The organism is Loktanella sp. D2R18 (genome assembly GCF_003318235.1).
GTDB lineage: Bacteria > Pseudomonadota > Alphaproteobacteria > Rhodobacterales > Rhodobacteraceae > Yoonia.
The window spans coordinates 1-16,589 of the sequence record NZ_QOCG01000013.1 but is presented as its reverse complement, the minus strand read 5'-3'; the positions used below and the strand labels follow the sequence as shown (position 1 = coordinate 16,589).

The 16,589-nt window shown below is 54.0% G+C and carries 16 protein-coding genes; 9 read left to right on the top strand and 7 right to left on the bottom strand.

Annotated features, from left to right (window positions below):
- Positions 1–14: 14 nt before the first annotated feature.
- A complete protein-coding gene (locus DS901_RS08790) occupies positions 15–1,589 on the top strand; it encodes a Re/Si-specific NAD(P)(+) transhydrogenase subunit alpha (RefSeq protein WP_113776575.1) in 1,575 nt (524 codons plus the stop codon).
- A gap of 16 nt (positions 1,590–1,605) precedes the next feature.
- Positions 1,606–3,033, top strand: a complete 1,428-nt coding sequence (locus DS901_RS08785) for an NAD(P)(+) transhydrogenase (Re/Si-specific) subunit beta (RefSeq protein WP_113776574.1) — start codon at positions 1,606–1,608, stop codon at positions 3,031–3,033.
- Positions 3,034–3,075: 42 nt separating this feature from the next.
- Here DS901_RS08785 and DS901_RS18560 read toward each other — a convergent pair whose 3' ends face one another.
- Positions 3,076–3,267 carry a hypothetical protein gene (locus tag DS901_RS18560; protein WP_147249889.1) on the bottom strand — a complete coding sequence of 64 codons (192 nt, stop codon included), beginning with the start codon at positions 3,265–3,267 and terminating at the stop codon, positions 3,076–3,078.
- An 86-nt stretch (positions 3,268–3,353) separates the two neighbouring features.
- On the opposite strand from DS901_RS18560, the gene DS901_RS08780 reads away from it, so the two are divergent.
- The 4 genes from DS901_RS08780 (at position 3,354) to DS901_RS08765 (ending at position 6,149) form a co-directional block, all read left to right on the top strand.
- A complete protein-coding gene (locus DS901_RS08780) occupies positions 3,354–4,181 on the top strand; it encodes a LysR family transcriptional regulator (protein ID WP_113776573.1) in 828 nt (275 codons plus the stop codon).
- Positions 4,182–4,271: 90 nt separating this feature from the next.
- Positions 4,272–5,330 carry a phospholipase D-like domain-containing protein gene (locus DS901_RS08775; RefSeq protein WP_113776572.1) on the top strand — a complete coding sequence of 353 codons (1,059 nt, stop codon included), beginning with the start codon at positions 4,272–4,274 and terminating at the stop codon, positions 5,328–5,330.
- A gap of 74 nt (positions 5,331–5,404) precedes the next feature.
- On the top strand, positions 5,405–5,773 hold the full coding sequence (locus tag DS901_RS08770) for a MerR family transcriptional regulator (RefSeq protein ID WP_113776571.1): 369 nt from the start codon (positions 5,405–5,407) through the stop codon (positions 5,771–5,773).
- A gap of 1 nt (position 5,774) precedes the next feature.
- Positions 5,775–6,149 carry a carboxymuconolactone decarboxylase family protein gene (locus DS901_RS08765; protein WP_113776570.1) on the top strand — a complete coding sequence of 125 codons (375 nt, stop codon included), beginning with the start codon at positions 5,775–5,777 and terminating at the stop codon, positions 6,147–6,149.
- Between the two features lie 2 nt (positions 6,150–6,151).
- Here the strand turns inward: DS901_RS08765 and DS901_RS08760 are convergent, their stop codons facing one another.
- The 5 genes from DS901_RS08760 to DS901_RS08740 all read right to left on the bottom strand — a co-directional run bounded on the left by DS901_RS08760 (position 6,152) and on the right by DS901_RS08740 (position 11,986).
- Complete coding sequence (locus DS901_RS08760) at positions 6,152–7,096, bottom strand: ABC transporter permease (RefSeq protein WP_258546686.1); 945 nt, start codon at positions 7,094–7,096, stop codon at positions 6,152–6,154.
- Entirely contained in the window at positions 7,089–8,096 is a 1,008-nt protein-coding gene (locus tag DS901_RS08755) for an ABC transporter permease (protein WP_113776568.1), read from the bottom strand. The genes DS901_RS08760 and DS901_RS08755 overlap by 8 nt, the downstream gene beginning before the upstream one ends.
- A gap of 104 nt (positions 8,097–8,200) precedes the next feature.
- Positions 8,201–9,931: a peptide ABC transporter substrate-binding protein gene (locus tag DS901_RS08750; RefSeq protein WP_113776567.1), complete on the bottom strand. Its 1,731-nt coding sequence runs from the start codon at positions 9,929–9,931 to the stop codon at positions 8,201–8,203.
- Positions 9,932–9,981: 50 nt separating this feature from the next.
- Positions 9,982–10,989 carry an ABC transporter ATP-binding protein gene (locus DS901_RS08745; RefSeq protein ID WP_113776639.1) on the bottom strand — a complete coding sequence of 336 codons (1,008 nt, stop codon included), beginning with the start codon at positions 10,987–10,989 and terminating at the stop codon, positions 9,982–9,984.
- The gene (locus DS901_RS08740) at positions 10,982–11,986 is read right to left on the bottom strand and encodes an ABC transporter ATP-binding protein (protein WP_113776566.1); all 1,005 of its coding nucleotides are present in this window, start codon (positions 11,984–11,986) and stop codon (positions 10,982–10,984) included. Before DS901_RS08740 ends, DS901_RS08745 begins: the two co-directional genes overlap by 8 nt.
- A gap of 211 nt (positions 11,987–12,197) precedes the next feature.
- Here DS901_RS08740 and argE point away from each other — a divergent pair, with 211 nt between their 5' ends.
- Genes argE through DS901_RS08725 form a run of 3 tightly spaced genes read left to right on the top strand, consistent with a single transcriptional unit; the run spans position 12,198 to position 15,898 of the window.
- Positions 12,198–13,358, top strand: a complete 1,161-nt coding sequence (argE, locus tag DS901_RS08735) for an acetylornithine deacetylase (protein ID WP_113776565.1) — start codon at positions 12,198–12,200, stop codon at positions 13,356–13,358.
- A complete protein-coding gene (locus DS901_RS08730) occupies positions 13,355–14,701 on the top strand; it encodes an NAD(P)/FAD-dependent oxidoreductase (RefSeq protein WP_113776564.1) in 1,347 nt (448 codons plus the stop codon). The genes argE and DS901_RS08730 overlap by 4 nt, the downstream gene beginning before the upstream one ends.
- Positions 14,702–14,734: 33 nt before the next feature.
- On the top strand, positions 14,735–15,898 hold the full coding sequence (locus DS901_RS08725) for a M20 aminoacylase family protein (protein ID WP_113776563.1): 1,164 nt from the start codon (positions 14,735–14,737) through the stop codon (positions 15,896–15,898).
- Between the two features lie 66 nt (positions 15,899–15,964).
- On the opposite strand, the gene DS901_RS08720 is transcribed toward DS901_RS08725, so the two are convergent.
- Complete coding sequence (locus DS901_RS08720) at positions 15,965–16,537, bottom strand: hypothetical protein (protein WP_181820820.1); 573 nt, start codon at positions 16,535–16,537, stop codon at positions 15,965–15,967.
- Positions 16,538–16,589 lie beyond the last annotated feature (52 nt).

Sequence of the window (16,589 nt, the reverse complement as noted above, 5' to 3'; positions counted from 1 at the left end):
ATAGGGGATTATCTGTGAAAATCGGCACACCAAAAGAAAGCTTTCCGGGAGAGAATAGGGTCGCGATGACCCCGGCCTCTGCCAAGGATCTGCAAAAGCTGGGCTATACATGTTTGATCGAAACCGGCGCGGGTTCTGCCGCTGGGTTCGCTGACCAAGCCTATGTTGACGCTGGCGTAGAGGTCGTGAAAACCGGCGCTGCGTTGTTTAAGGCTGCGGATATTGTGGCCAAGGTACAGCCGCCGTCAGATGTCGAAGTCAAACGTCTACGCGAAGAGCAGACGTTGATTTCGTTCTTCTATCCAGCGCAAAATGCCGCATTGATGGAGGCTGCCAACAAAAAAGGCGCGACCGTCATCGCGATGGACATGGTGCCACGCATCAGCCGCGCCCAGAAAATGGACGCATTGTCATCCATGGCGAATATTGCGGGCTACCGTGCGGTGATCGAGGCGGGTAATAATTTTGGCCGCTTTTTTACCGGGCAAATTACCGCCGCAGGCAAGGTCCCACCAGCCAAGGTTTTGGTCGTTGGTGCGGGCGTTGCTGGTCTGGCTGCAATTGGCACGGCGACATCGCTGGGCGCGGTGACATATGCGTTTGATGTCCGTCCCGAAGTGGCCGAGCAAGTTGAATCTATGGGCGCTGAATTTGTGTTCCTTGATTTCAACGAAGAACAACAAGACGGTGCGGCGACTGGTGGCTATGCCGCTGTGTCTAGCCCGGAATTTGCGGCGGCCCAATTGGCAAAGTTCCGCGAAATCGCACCTGACATCGACATTGTGATCACCACGGCGCTGATCCCGGGACGCGACGCACCGGAACTGTGGACCAAAGATATGGTCGACAGCATGAAGCCGGGGTCGGTCATTATCGACCTTGCCGCGGAACGTGGTGGGAACTGTAAGCTGACCGTCAAAGACGAAAAAATCGTGACCGAAAACGGCGTGACCATCATTGGTTATACCGATTTCCCTAGCCGGATGGCAGCGCAGTCTTCGACACTTTATGCGACCAATATTCGCCACATGATGACGGATTTGACCCCCGAAAAAGACGGGCGACCAAATCACAATATGGAAGACGATGTGATCCGGGGCGCAACCGCGACCCACAAGGGTGAGGTCACATTCCCTCCACCCAAACCAAAGATCGCAGCCATTGCAGTCGCCCCGAAAAAAGAGGCCCCGAAAGAGCTGACAGCCGAAGAAATTCGCGCCAAAGAGCTTGCGGATTTCAAGGCGCAGACCAAAAACCAAGTAACATTGATCGCGGTTGGTGCCGCTTTGTTGTTGGGTGTGGGGCTTGTCGCGCCCGCCAGCTTTATGCAGCACTTTATCGTGTTTGTTTTATCTGTGTTCGTCGGCTTCCAAGTGATTTGGAACGTGTCGCATTCGCTGCACACGCCGTTGATGGCTGTCACCAATGCAATTTCTTCGATCATCATCTTGGGGGCGTTGATGCAGATCGGATCAGGGTCGTTCCTTGTGATCTTATTGGCCGCGCTGTCGGTCTTTATGACAGGGATCAACATCTTTGGTGGGTTCCTCGTGACACGGCGCATGCTTGCCATGTTCCAAAAGTCTTAAAGCGGAGTAAGAACAAATGGATTTCGGATTTACAACAGCGGCTTATGTAGTCGCAGCGGTCCTGTTTATTCTCTCTCTTGGGGGGCTATCAGGGCAAGAAAGCGCAAAACGCGCGGTATGGTACGGCATTGCAGGTATGGCGCTGGCGGTATTCGCGACATTGATCGGACCGGGCAGTGGGCTGTGGCTCTTGTCGCTGATCATGATCGCGGGTGGTGGGGCAATCGGGTATATGCTGGCCACTAAGGTACAGATGACCCAAATGCCTGAACTGGTTGCGGCGATGCACAGCCTTGTCGGGCTGGCAGCTGTGTTCGTCGGCTTTATTGCGCATTTTGAGATTGGCAATGTATTGCACGGCGCCCATGGCGAAGATCTGGGCACATTCGCGGCCTTGATTGCGCATAAGTCACCGGTTGAGATCAACATCCTGCGGGTTGAACTGTTCTTGGGCGTGTTTATCGGTGCGGTGACATTCACCGGGTCAATCATTGCTTACGGCAAACTGGCTGGCAAAGTGGATTCAGCGGCGACAAAATTGCCCGGCGGTCACATGCTCAATGCGGGTGCTGCGGCGCTTTCTGTGATTGCGCTGGTTTGGTACTTTAACACAGGTGGTTTCTTTCCGCTCTTCGTGATGACTTTGGCCGCGCTCTTTATCGGTTATCATCTGATCATGGGGATTGGCGGCGCGGATATGCCTGTCGTTGTGTCCATGCTGAACAGCTATTCTGGTTGGGCCGCAGCGGCGATTGGTTTCAGTCTCGGCAATGATCTGCTGATCGTTGTGGGTGCGCTGGTTGGCTCTTCTGGGGCGATCTTGTCTTACATTATGTGTAAGGCGATGAACCGCAGTTTTGTGTCGGTGATCCTTGGCGGATTTGGCGGCACGACCGGGCCGCAGATGGAAGTCGAAGGCGAACAGGTTGCGATCGATTCAGATGGTGTTGCCATCGCGCTGAACGAGGCTGACAGCATCGTTATCATTCCCGGTTACGGCATGGCCGTGGCACAGGCGCAGGCATCTGTTGCTGAACTCGTGCGCAAGCTGCGCGCGCAGGGTAAGAACGTGCGTTTCGCCATTCACCCTGTTGCCGGGCGTTTGCCGGGTCACATGAACGTGCTGCTGGCCGAAGCCAAAGTACCTTATGACATTGTGATGGAAATGGATGAGATCAACGATGACTTCCCTGATACGGACGTTGCCATCGTGATCGGGTCCAACGACATCGTGAACCCTGCGGCGCAAGACGATCCGAACAGCCCGATTGCAGGCATGCCGGTTCTGGAATGCTGGAAAGCCAAACAAGTGTTCGTCTCTAAGCGCGGGCAGGGGACTGGCTATTCGGGCATCGAAAACCCGCTGTTCTTTAAGGACAATACGCGGATGTTCTATGGTGATGCGAAGAAGTCACTGGATGAATTGCTGCCAAAAATCGACTAGGTGGGGTGGATCAAGATCCACCCTACGATTGCGCCCCGCCATTTATTTGGCGGGGCGTTTCGGTTTTAGGGCGTCGTGCGCGCCGGTTGCGGCTATAACGACCAAATAGATGATCCGCGCGGGGTATCCCCCATGTTCCAGCATAAATGCATCTTCCTCATTCAATGCCTTCGCCTGTTTGGAGTAAGAAAACGGCACGAAGATTGTCCCGAGATTGGGTGGTTGAGTGTGCAAGTCATTCCCCTATCTTTGTTTGACCTGACACTTGTCTAGGTGTTCGGCTGATGCATATAAATGAAATGGTTTGAAGGGATCATTTCATGTATGAAAAGAGAGGGGATTGGGAAAATCTACGTCTATTCATAGCCGTCGCGCGCGCCGGTGGGCTATCTGCGGCTGCAAAACGAACTGGGCGAAGTGCCGCGACCTTGGGGCGCCGCATGCTTGAAGTCGAGCGGGCGCTTCAACGTGATCTTTTTGTAAGGCATGACAGAGGCTACAAATTGACGTCCGAGGGGCGTAAGCTATTGGAAAGTCTCGATGAGGTTGAACAGCGCATCGTCAGGTTGACCGACCCTGTAGATCAAACGACGCGCCCATTGGTCAAAGTGTCCGCCGGAACTTGGACAACCTTAGCATTGATCGACCAACTGGATAAAATTATCGGCGAACCGGCTGACATAAAACTACGCTTTTTGTCTGGCGAGGAAATCCGCGACATCCCGCACCGCGAGGTTATGATCGGCTTTCGCAATCGCCGCCCAACCGAAACGAATCTTGCCGGGCGTAAATTGCTGCGCGTTTCGTTCGCCCCTTACGCGGCAACAGAAAAAACAATTCCGTGGATTAAGGTCTTGGCCGATACCCCGTCGGCCCGGTGGTTGGAAAAGACGGTCGGCAACGACGCCATTTGCGAAGTGAACGCGCCGCGCAACAGTCTTGATATCGCTTTGTTGGGTAAAGGCATTGCGCTGTTGCCGACATTCATCGGGGACGCGCAGCAAACATTGCAACGGCGGGGCGCAGATATTCCTGAACTTTCACATGATCAATGGCTTGTTTCGCACCAAGATGATCGGCACCTGCCCGAGGTCCGGCGGGCGATTGATCGCATGTGCGCGGTTCTTTGTGATCGGCACGGCGCGTAGCCATACATATATAGTCTGGAATTCCTCACTTGTCGTAGCGCCCCCTGAATGCCCACCATATCGTAGCAGCCGCAGATATGGAGACATGTTATGCCCATCGCCGTTGGCCCGATCACCCTGCATATGGGCCCTGATACCGTCGGGGGACCTGATAGCCTTGAAGCGCCGATTATTGAATTTGTCGATGCTGCGCAAAAGGAACTTCTGGTCTGCGTACAAGAGCTGGACCACCGCCCCATTGCGGATGCGTTGATCGCGGCTTCGCGCCGTGGGGTCCGTGTGCGGGCCATCATGGAGCAAGACTATTTGCGAGAGAAAAACGCCCCTGATCCCGACAGTCTGGGGGTGCAAGAGATCAACCGCGAGCTGCTCATGCGGATTTTACGGGCGGGGGTTGATGCCAAGGCGGATTACAACCCCGCGATCTTCCATCAAAAGTTCATGATCCGTGACAAGGCCTCGGTGCTTACGGGGTCAACGAATTTCACAACAACAGGTGTGACAAAGAACCTGAACCATGTCTGCGTCATCCATGATCTCGAAGTGGCACGCGAATATGGGCGCGAGTTTCGCCAATTACGCCAAGGGATATTTGGAGCGCGAAGCCTGACAACGCCGCGCAAGCCGCTTGAAGGGCATAGTGTCGGGGGCATTCGGATCAAGCCGCTGTTTGCCCCGGACCATATGCCCGAGATGGAATTCATCAAGCAGATGATCAAAGCGAAAGACCGGATCGATTTTGCAGTCTTCACTTTTTCACAATCATCGGGGATCGATGATGCATTGGTGAATGCCCAGCAAAAAGGGCTAACTGTAACGGGTGTCTTGGACCGTCGTCAGGCCAACCAAAAATGGGCGTCTAAGAATACGCTGACATCAGGCGGGGTGCGTCTGCATCAAAACCGCACGGGCACCGGTGTGCGTAAAATCCATCACAAGCTGATGGTGATTGATGACGGGCTGACGATCTTGGGCAGCTTTAACTACACGGGGCCCGCCAACCTTGTGAATGATGAAAACATCATTGTGCTGGGCGATCTTGATTTGCCTGATGGCGCTGCCCGGGACGCGCAGATCGCGTTGGGCCATTATGCACGCACTGAAATAGACCGCATTATTACGCATCAGTCAGAAATCATTCCCGTTTGATCTGTTTATGCTTGAGCTGGAGCGTACTCCAGCTAGTAGGCTAGGACGAATCACACACACAGGCGGAGTAAGTCATGCTGATTGGGGATGTCGCGAAGCAAAGTGGTCTGACGATCGATACTTTGCGTTTTTATGAGAAAATCGGGCTGATTGCGCCGCCGATGCGCAACGATGGCGGGCGGCGTGTCTATGGCGATGATGTGCTTGGTTGGATCAGGTTTCTCGAACAGTTGAATGCAACAGGAATGAAACAGGCCGACCGTATCCACTATGCCGCGTTGCGCCAGCGCGGGGATGAAACCTTAACCGAACGACGCGAGATGCTTGAGCAGCACCGCGAAAAAATTGCGGCCAAGCTTGTGTTGATGCAAGACACATTAGCGCTGATGGACCGCAAGGTTGCCGCATACCACGATATGGAACGCAAAGCGAAAGGGCACTAAAATGACCACAACAGCACTTGAAAAGGGCCGCGCGCATGTCGCCCAGATGAACCCGACATTGGAAGAAACGCTTGCCGCGCGCTATGACCATCTGGTGCCAGGTATGGCCGAAAGTTTGGTTGAATGGGCTTATGGGCGTCACTATGTCCGCGAAGGCCTAGATGTAAAAACCCGTCAGCTTTGTACTGTGGCCGCGCTAACCGCGATGGGGGGGCAAACAACCCCGCAGTTAAAGATCAACATCGCGCATGCGCTATCTGTTGGGGTCACCGAAAAGGAAATGGCTGAAGTGATTTGGCAGATGTCCGTCTATGGCGGAATGCCTGCCGCGATCAACGGGTTGAATGCTCTGCTTGAGGTCCAAGCAGAGCAATAGGGTTACTGTCCGCGAATACGCGGATCAAGCGCATCACGCAGCCCATCACCGATGTAGTTCACAGCCAAAACGGTCAGTGAGATCGCAAGCCCCGGCCAAATAACACGTTCGGGGAACGATGTCATACGGTCGACGCTGTCAAACAGGATTTTACCCCAAGTCGGGAAATCTGATGGGAAGCCAAGACCAAGGAATGACAGCGCGCTTTCTGTGATGATCGCGGTGGCAAGCCCAAGCGTGGCAGACACCATGATCGGCGACATGACGTTCGGCAAAAGGTGCCGGGTGATCATACGCCGTGCTGGGGTTCCGATTGACCGTGCTGCCAGTACAAATTCGCGTTCTTTGAGTGCCATAACATCGCCGCGTACAATCCGTGCGGTTTGCATCCATGATGTGATGCCGATCCCGGTTACGATGAGGATAAAGATTCCGTTTTCAGGTCCAAATGCCGCCCGCAGCGGATCGCGGAACAAAAGCATCATGACCAGCAACAGCGGTAGCAGCGGCAGTGCCAGCACAAGATCGGTAAACCGCATCAGCAGCCCGTCTAAGCGTTTGAAGTAGCCCGCAAGCACGCCAATCAGGGTGCCGATAAACACGGCCAAGACCATCGCAGTCCAACCCACAGCGAGCGACACGCGCCCACCGGCCATGATGTTCGCCATGATATCCCGCCCAAGGTTATCAGTGCCCATTGGACTGCCCCAGCTGACCTTAGCATTGCTATCAAATATCGCCATATAGATGGGGCGCACATCCTTGTTGCGGATGTTGAGCTTACCGGGATCCACGTCCCAAATCACGGGACCCACGGTCACGAAGAGGGTGATGAACACCAAAAATAAAAGCCCGGCGACAGCGCCTTTATGGGTGCGGAATTGTGCCCAGACATCAAGCCACTGGTTGCGGGGTTTTTCGACAGCGGTCATGGTCGTATCAGTCATAGCGGATCCTCGGGTCCAGAATGCCGTAAAGCACATCGGCAATCAGGTTCATCATGACGATCAGCACCGCCAGTAAAAATGTGATGGTCATGACCATCGGGATATCGTTGCCCTGTAGGGCGATGATCAGCAATTGGCCAAGGCCATTCACCTTGAAGATTTGCTCGGTAATGATCGCACCACCAAAGATCGATGGGATCCCTAGCGCAATCACCGTCACAACTGGGATCATGGAATTGCGTAGAACGTGTTTCAGAACGACAGTGGTTTCAGACATGCCTTTGGCGCGGGCCGTGCGTACGTAGTCTTGGGTCAGATTGTCCAGCATGGATGCGCGCATGTACCGGCTGACCTGGGCTGTCGTTTGCAAGGCTAGCACCATAACGGGCATGATCATTTGACGCAGTTGGAACACGAAGCTGTCCCAATTGGTCACAACATGCGTAGTGTCATAGATCGACGGAAGCCACTTCAGTTGGACCGAGAAAATTACAATCAACAGCACGCCTGAAAAGAATGGCGGCACCGAAAAGCCGATCATTGAGACGAATGTGCCAGCTTGGTCAAAGACCGAATATTGACGGTAAGCACTGATGATCCCGATGGGCAGGGCGATCAAAACGCCGACCACATAAGACATGCCCACAACCCACAAGGTTTGCGGCATCCGCTGTGCGATTGTGTCGAACACTGGGCTGCGCGATTGGAAGCTGATGATACGCTGTGCACCATCGGCGAAATTGGTGCCGAATTTACTGTCGATCCAATACTGCGGCTCAACAATAAAGAATTGGTTCAGCCAAAGCGGGAAGCGTACATACCATGGTTCCCCAAGGCCGAGCGCGAGGCGCATCTTTTCTTTGACCTCGGGCGGGATTGTCAGCGGCATTTGCGCCATCGGGTCACCCGGGGCAAGTTCCAGCAGCATGAAAATCACAAAAGCGATGAACAAAAGCGTCGGGATCGAAATGAGCAATCTGCGTATAGTATAGATCAGCACGGTGGCAACGCCTTTGGTCAGAGCTTTGGAAAAGGGGCAGGGCGCATATGACGCCCTGCCGAATAATTCAGGTAGGGTGGATCAAGATCCACCTTACGCCGTTCTTAGCGGTTATCGCCGATACGGTACCAGTCAGCTGCGTTCCACAGCTCTGAATCCCAAGTGTTCAGTACAACACCGCCAAGGGTGTTTGCATGTGCTGACACACGACCACGGTCAACCAGTGGAACGATGGTCATCGTGTCTTTGGTCAGCATGTCGTTCATTTCGATTGCAATGCGGCTGCGCTCGGCTTGATCAGCAGTGGCACCCAATTCGGCAACCAGCGCGTCATATGCAGGGTCACAGAAACGGTTGATGTTTTCACCCTGCCACTGGCTTTCAGGCTTTGGTGCTTTGTCGCAAGTGTATGCGGACAAATAGGCCTGTGGGTCTGTGCCGTCAAAGTTGTTGGCGTACATTTCAACGTCTGCGTAGAAACGCTGGAATGTATCAGGCGAACCTGGGTCACCACCAAAGAACACGGATGCATCAATGTTGCGTAGTTCGGTCTCAACACCGATTTCGCCCCACCATTCTTTGATCAACGCTTGGAAATCCTGACGGACGGCGTTTGTCGAAGTTTGGTAAAGGATACGCAGTTCAACACCATCTTTTTCACGGATGCCGTCGCCGTTGCTGTCAACCCAGCCCGCGCCATCAAGAAGCGCTTTTGCACCTTCGATGTCTTGGACCAAGCAACCAGTGTTTTCAGTTGAAGCGTAAACTTCTGGACCGGGAACAAGGTTACATGTTGGACGACCAGCCTGACCGTAGCCAACTTCAACCAGAAGGTCGCGATCGATGGCCATAGATAGCGCGCGGCGCACAGCTTCGTCGCTGAGGAACGGGTGTGGCGCTGCAGCAGTTGCACGCACACCTTCTTCAAGCGAAGCAGATGGGTCTGTCATGTTCATTTCAAGACGCTCAACCAGTGTACCAAATGCGGATACAGGTGTACCAACGCCGCCTTCGGCCATAGATGCGATGACATCAGGTGCGAGCTGGAGGTTCCAAGCGTAATCAAATTCGCCTGTTTCAAGAACGGCACGACCGGCCGCAGTTGCGTCGCCGCCACCTTTGAAAGTCACAGTTGCAAAGGCTGGTTTGTTTGGATCACGGTAGTTTTCGTTCGCAACCAGTTGGATCACGTCGTTTGTGCGGAAGTCTGTGACAACAAACGGACCTGTGCCGATTGGGCCAAAGTTTGCATCCGTACATTCTGGGGCTTTCGCGCCAAGACATTCAGCAAACTGTGCGGCTTGAATGATTGGGGACTGGCCGCCCATGAACGGGCCGTAGGGGTTCGGCTGTGGGCCGCTGAATGTGACTTTGACAGTCAAGTCGTCCAGCGCTTCGACAGTTTCGACACCTTCGAATTTTGCAAGCTGCGCACAACCGCCTTCTGGGTTCATGCAGTATTCGGCTGTGAACACAACATCCGCTGATGTCAGTGGTGTGCCATCAGACCAAAGCAGGCCTTCTGTCAGCTTCCATGTGATCGTGGTCAGGTCTTCGGAGACGCCGCCATTGCCCACTGTTGGGATTTCGTCGACAAGGTATGGCACCATTGCACCGGTTTCGTCGTAACGGCCCAAAGGCTCCACGACCAAGCTGGCAGATTCCAGATCCTTTGTCCCGCCAGACAGGTAAGGGTTCAGGATAGATGGCGCTTGCCAATAAATGATGTTCAGTTGGCCGTCGCGACCACGTTCGCCTTCATGCGCGTCGGCAAATGCCGCGGGCGCCAGGGAAACGGTCGCAACAGCGCCAAGCAGTGCTGTCTTGAGTTTCATAGTGTCTTCTCCTTGTTGGTTGTGCTCTTATTAACCTCGTGACCTGCCGTTTATTCGGCAGTGTCGTTGTTATTCTCATAGAGGTGGCAGGCCGTGAAGCGGCCTGGCTGCACCTCAAAATACGTAGGCTCTGTCGTCTTGCAAATATCCATCACCGATGGGCAACGGGTGCAAAAATTGCATCCCTTTGGCGGGTTCGCGGGCGACGGTACATCCCCTTGTAGCACGACCCGTTCTGATGTCTTGGCAAGGCTAGGATCGGGTTCGGGGACCGCTGACAGCAACGCCTTGGTGTAAGGGTGCAAAGGTTCTGCATACAGCGCCTCGCGCGGGGCGAGTTCGACGATTTTGCCGAGGTACATGACCGCAACGCGGGTCGCGATATGGCGCACCATCGATAGGTCATGGCTGATGAACAGGTAGGTCAGACCAAACTGTTCTTGTAGGTCTTCAAGCAGGTTCACAACCTGCGCTTGGATTGACACATCGAGCGCTGCAATCGGTTCATCACAAACAATGAATTTGGGGTTTAACGCCAGCGCGCGGGCGATCCCAATACGTTGACGTTGGCCACCTGAAAACGCCTGCGGGTACCGCTTCGCAAATTGACGGTTGAGCCCAACGGCGTCCATCAGTTCGCCGACTTTTTCGCGCTTTTCAGCCTCTGACAGCTTTGTATGCTCATCAAGCGGCTCTTTGATAATCGCCTCAACGGTCATGCGTGGGTTCAGCGAGGCTTGTGGGTCTTGGAACACCATTTGCATGGTTGGTCGCTTGGTGCGCAGTTGCGCCTGCGAGGTGGCACCAATTTCGTCGCCATCGATCATGATCTCACCCGAGGTGATGTCATACAGCCGTAAAACGGCGCGGCCACAGGTGGATTTCCCGCAACCTGATTCGCCGACAAGCCCGAGCGTTTCGCCTTCGATCACGTCGAAGCTTATGCCATCGACCGCTTTTACTTCGCCCACACGGCGACGCAAAAGGCCGGCATGAATAGGGAAGTGCATTTTTAGGTCGCGCACACTGACGAGTGGCTTTTGTTCGGTATCAAGCATCGCGGGGCGCTCCGGTGCGGGCATCATAAAAACATGCGGCGTCATGACCCGCGCCAAGATCATAGCGGGGCGGATTTTCAACGGCGCAACGGTCAAACGCGACATCACAGCGGTCACGAAATGCACAAGACGCAGGCGCGTCTTTCATGATGGGTGGCTGCCCTTCGATTACGGTCAAGCGCGCGGCACGTTCGCCCGCAATCGTCGGAATCGTCTTAAGGAGCGCGCGCGTATAGGGGTGCTGCGGGTCTGTAAACAGGTCCTCGACGGTCGCATGCTCAACGACCTGTCCACCATACATCACCATCACACGGTCTGCGATTCCCGCGATGACACCAAGATCATGGGTGATCCAAATAACAGCCATACCAAGTTTGGTGCGCAATTCCTTCATTAGCTCAAGAATCTGCGCCTGAATGGTCACGTCCAGCGCGGTGGTGGGTTCATCCGCGATCAACACTTGCGGATCGCAAGCCAACGCAATTGCGATCATCACACGTTGCCGCATCCCGCCAGAAAACTGGTGCGGGTAATCGCTCAATCGGCGTTTGGCATCGGGTATACCGACAAGTTCCAACAGTTCTTGCGCACGCGCCGCAGCTTGTTTTTTGTTCATCCCCATATGCTTGCGTAGGGGCTCCATGATCTGCATGCCGACGGTATAGACGGGGTTTAAGGATGTCATCGGATCTTGGAACACGAAACCGATCTTGCCACCGCGCACGTCGCGCAGGGTTTTGGAATCAACATTCAGCAAATCTTTGTCGTCAAACATCACCGTTCCGCCGCGCACATCGGCGGGCGGGGTGGGCAAAAGCCCGAGCAGGGACATCATGGTCACAGATTTGCCAGAGCCACTTTCGCCAACGACCCCAAGTAGTTCACCCGGGCGTAGCGAAAAGCTGACGTCGTTCACTGCGTGAACTTCACCGGATCGCGTTTGAAACACAGTTTTTAGATTCTGGACATCCAGAACAGGCAAGGCCCCATCGGGCATAGAGAACCTCCCACGTGGTTCGGATTAATTTTTACGCTTTTGCCGGATTTTAGGCATTGCGGATTTTTACCAATTGGTAACAGTTATTTTGGACGCCGCAAGACGTTTCGTAATTGCGTTGTGCCCGAACCCGGCCCAGACATGAAATGCCACCTGATTGAACAGGTGAGCACCCAATTGGCTGCATTTGCGGCGTTGAAAGGAAAAATCGATGTCATTGACAGCTTACCAATTGATGGAACGTTTGGTCTCATACCCTACGGTCAGCACACAAAGCAATCTGGATTTGATTGATTTTGTTGAACAATATTTTAATGACCTTGGTATTTCGACGCAGCGCGTTCCGAATGAAGATGGCACCAAAGCTGCGCTTTACGCTCATGTTGGCCCGCAAATTGACGGCGGTGTTGTGCTATCTGGCCATACAGATGTCGTGCCAGTTGCTGGTCAAAGTTGGGACAGCGATCCGTTCACCGTGACCACGCGTAACGGTAAAATTTACGGTCGTGGAACCTGCGATATGAAAGGGTTTGATGCGCTTGCAATTTGGGCGATGACGCTGGCTGCGCAGGCAGATATCAAACGTCCGCTCCAAATTGCGCTCAGCTATGACGAAGAAATCGGCTGTACTGGTGCCCCGCCAATGATCGACCATATGGTGAACATGGGGATGCCGCGTGCGGATACTGTAATTGTTGGCGAGCCATCGATGATGTCGGTGGTTACGGGTCATAAGGGCGGCATGGGGTACAAGATGCATTTCCATGGGTTCGAAGTACATTCGTCGCTGCTGCACACAGGTGTCAGTGCGATTATGATGGGCGCAAAGCTGATCGAATGGGTGAATCAAGTGAACGCTGAAAACGCGGCCAAAGCCCCGGCTGCGATGGATGCCGCGTTTTTGCCGCCTTACACCACCTTGCATGTTGGCATGATCAACGGCGGCACTGCACATAACATCACCGCCAAAGACTGCACCTTTGATGTTACTTTCCGTGTCGTGCCCGGAGAAAGTAATGCCGCATGGCGGGACCGTTTCTTAGCCAAGGTTGCAGAGCTCGAGGCCGACATGAAGGCGATTCACCCTGATACGGGAATCACCACAGAGCAATTTTTTGAACTGCCCGGACTGGCCCCAGAGGTCGACGGCTCGGCAGAGCGGCTCGCACGGCAATTGACCGGGGCCAATGCCAGCGAAGTCGTCAGCTACGGCACCGAAGCGGGGCATTTTCAGGCGCAGGGCTATTCCGTTGTTGTTTGTGGCCCCGGAAATATTGCACAGGCGCACCAACCAAACGAATATATCTCTGTCGCCCAGTTCGAAAAAGGCGAAACCTTTATCAGGGACTTGATCGAAAGCCTCAAGCAATGAAACCATTTCCTATATCGCTCAACGATCCGATTAAATATCCCGGCCCACCGCCAGCGCAGGCGGATGCAGTGGTTATCGGGGGTGGCATCATTGGGGTCATGACCGGGTGGGAAATCGCCAAGCAGGGCCTGAAGGTCGTTGTACTTGAAAAGGGTCGCATTGCGGCTGAACAATCTTCGCGCAACTGGGGCTGGGTACGAGTGCAGGGGCGCGACGCTGCTGAAATACCGATCATGCAAGAATCGGCCGCGATGTGGCGGGCGCTGAATGACACCATCGGTGCCGACATCGGATTGCGCGAAGGTGGTGTGTCGTTTTTGGCAAAAACCAAAGATGATCTGGACCGATATGCATCGTGGTTACCCGAAGCAAAGGCGCATGGTGTCGATACGCGTGTGGTTACTAAAGAAAATCTTTCGGATGTCTTACCTGGGGCGCATGGCGATTGGGAAGGGGCGTTGTGGACCCCAAATGATCTGCGCGCCGAACCATGGACAGCGGTGCCCGCGATAGCCCGCGCCGCTGCTGCCGATGGTGTTACTTTCGTTGAAAACTGCGCAGCGCGTTTGCTTGATCTTGAAGGTGGCCGAGTTACCGGGGTCGTGACAGAAAGCGGGTTGATCAAAACGAAATCTGTGGTCGTCGCAGGTGGCGCATGGTCGGCCTTGTTTTTACGCAATCATGGCATTTCTATTCCGCAACTATCGGTACGGGCCACTGTTGCAGCAACTGCGCCTGTCGACAACGTGCACAATGGTGCTGCCGTTGATCATCACCTTGCATTCCGGCGTCGTCTTGATGGCGGTTATACGCTTGCCCCAGCCGGTTTTCACGAGCTGTTTGTCGGGCCAGATGCCTTTCGTGCACTCATGAAATTCGCGTCGCAGCTGGTGAAAGACCCATTGGGCACGCGGCTTAAACCTTTCGCACCGAAAGGGTTTCCTGATGCTTGGGGGACTGCGCGACGTTGGTCCGCAGGCGATGTCACCCCGTTTGAAAAGATGCGCGTGCTTGCCCCCAAGCCGAACGCATCAAAAGTCCGATTTATGGCGCGGACATTTCAAGAAACCTACCCGGGGTTGGAGAATATCAAGATTGAGACCGCTTGGGCGGGCATGATCGATGCCACGCCCGATATCGTTCCAATCGTCGATACTGTCGAAGCGATTCCCGGTCTGACGATTTCGACAGGAATGTGTGGTCACGGATTTGGGATCGGTCCTGCCTTTGGTCGCATCACCGCACAGCTTGCAACTGGGAAAACCCCGTCGCATGATATCAGCAGGTTCAGACTGTCCCGTTTTTCAGATGGGTCCAAGCTGGTGCTTGGTCCGAACCTTTAACAACATAGACAAATACCCCAATGGAGAGACGACATGCCCGTCAAGAATCGCTTTGCAGAGCTTCTGCCCGAAATCACTGCGTGGCGCAGAGATCTGCACGAAAACCCGGAAATTCTATTTGAAACGCATCGGACATCCGCTGTTGTCGCTGAAAAACTTAAGGAATTTTGCTGCGATGAGATCGTAACCGGCATCGGGCGCACTGGTGTTGTTGGGGTGATCAAGGGCAAGACTGATACATCCGGTAAGGTGATTGGCCTGCGCGCAGATATGGATGCGTTGCCAATCCATGAGCAAACCGGGGTTGATTACAAGTCCAAGGTTGACGGCGCCATGCATGCCTGTGGCCATGATGGACACACGGCCATGCTGCTGGGTGCTGCGAAATATCTGTCGGAAACCCGCAATTTCGACGGCACAGTCGTCGTGATCTTCCAGCCCGCCGAAGAAGGCGGCGGCGGTGGCCGCGAGATGTGCGAGGATGGCATGATGGACAAATGGAACATCCAAGAAGTCTACGGCATGCACAATTGGCCGGGCCATGAAGTCGGCTCATTTTCTATCCGGCCTGGGGCGTTTTTTGCAGCGACCGATCAGTTTGATGTCACCATCGAAGGGCAGGGCGGGCACGCTGCCAAGCCGCATCAAACCGTCGATTCCGTGGTGGTTGCAGCACAAGTTGTTACAGCCTTGCAAACCATCGCAAGCCGGAATGCTAATCCGGTTGATCAGATCGTTGTTTCGGTCACATCAATTGAATCGTCATCCAAAGCATTCAATGTGATCGCACAACGTGTGCAGATCAAAGGCACCGTGCGCACGATGTCGAAAGACATGCGCGCCCTTGCCGAAGAACGTCTGATCGCAATTTGCGAAGGGACAGCGGCCACATTGGGCGCAAAGGCCGATGTGACCTATTATCACGGCTACCCTTGTATGGTGAACCATGACGATCAAACCGCATTTGCAGCGGATGTGGCGAAATCAGTCTCGGGGGACTGCAGCGAGGCGCCATTGGTCATGGGCGGAGAAGATTTTGCCTATATGCTCGAAGAACGCCCCGGCGCCTATATTCTGGTCGGTAACGGGGATTCTGCAGACGTGCATAACCCGCACTACAACTTCAACGATGACGCGATTCCAGCGGGCTGTAGCTGGTGGGCCGAAATTGTTGAAAAACGGATGCCTGCGGCCTAAATGAAATTTCTCAGCGCGGCCTTTGGCGCCGCGTTGAATATATGCTTGGGGTGTAACGTAACCTTTCTAGTCGGACCAAACTGGATATGTGCCCTCATCTAGCAGCCGTTTGATCGCACCAGCGACACGACCCTCAATATATGTGGGTGAGTGTTTACGTTTTTGTGGAAGTTCGCCGCGATGCACGGCACAACTAAGAAAATCGTAAATACGTTCTGTTTGCGTTCTACTTTCACACAGATAACTGGCACCTCGGTTTTTCACCTTCGCGGCCAGTTGTTCTTTTTCACCATGCTTTATGAACACGTTTTCTATACAAATACGCAGATGAATGGCTTTTTGAACTGGGTCTAACAGTAGCCGCGCCTTATGAAACTGCTGTAATAGCGTGAGCAATGCAGTGTGTTCGTCGGCATTAAAATCGTTTATTTTACCGATAAGATTGTCTACTTTACTTAAATCGCTTTTGCCGACGATCGATCTTGTTGCGCCGCGTTCATGGGGCATGACCATACCGCGAGTGTCTAAAAAACCATATCTTTCAGGTATAGCGATATCCCGAAAGAGTTCTGGCGCTCCAGTTTCCACCACGAGTGACATAGCAAGTTTCGCCCATGTCAGGCTCTCGTGGTAGGGCATCGCAAGGTTTGGCGTCTCGGCATCCGGCAGTATGAGGTGTCCCTAGATTTGT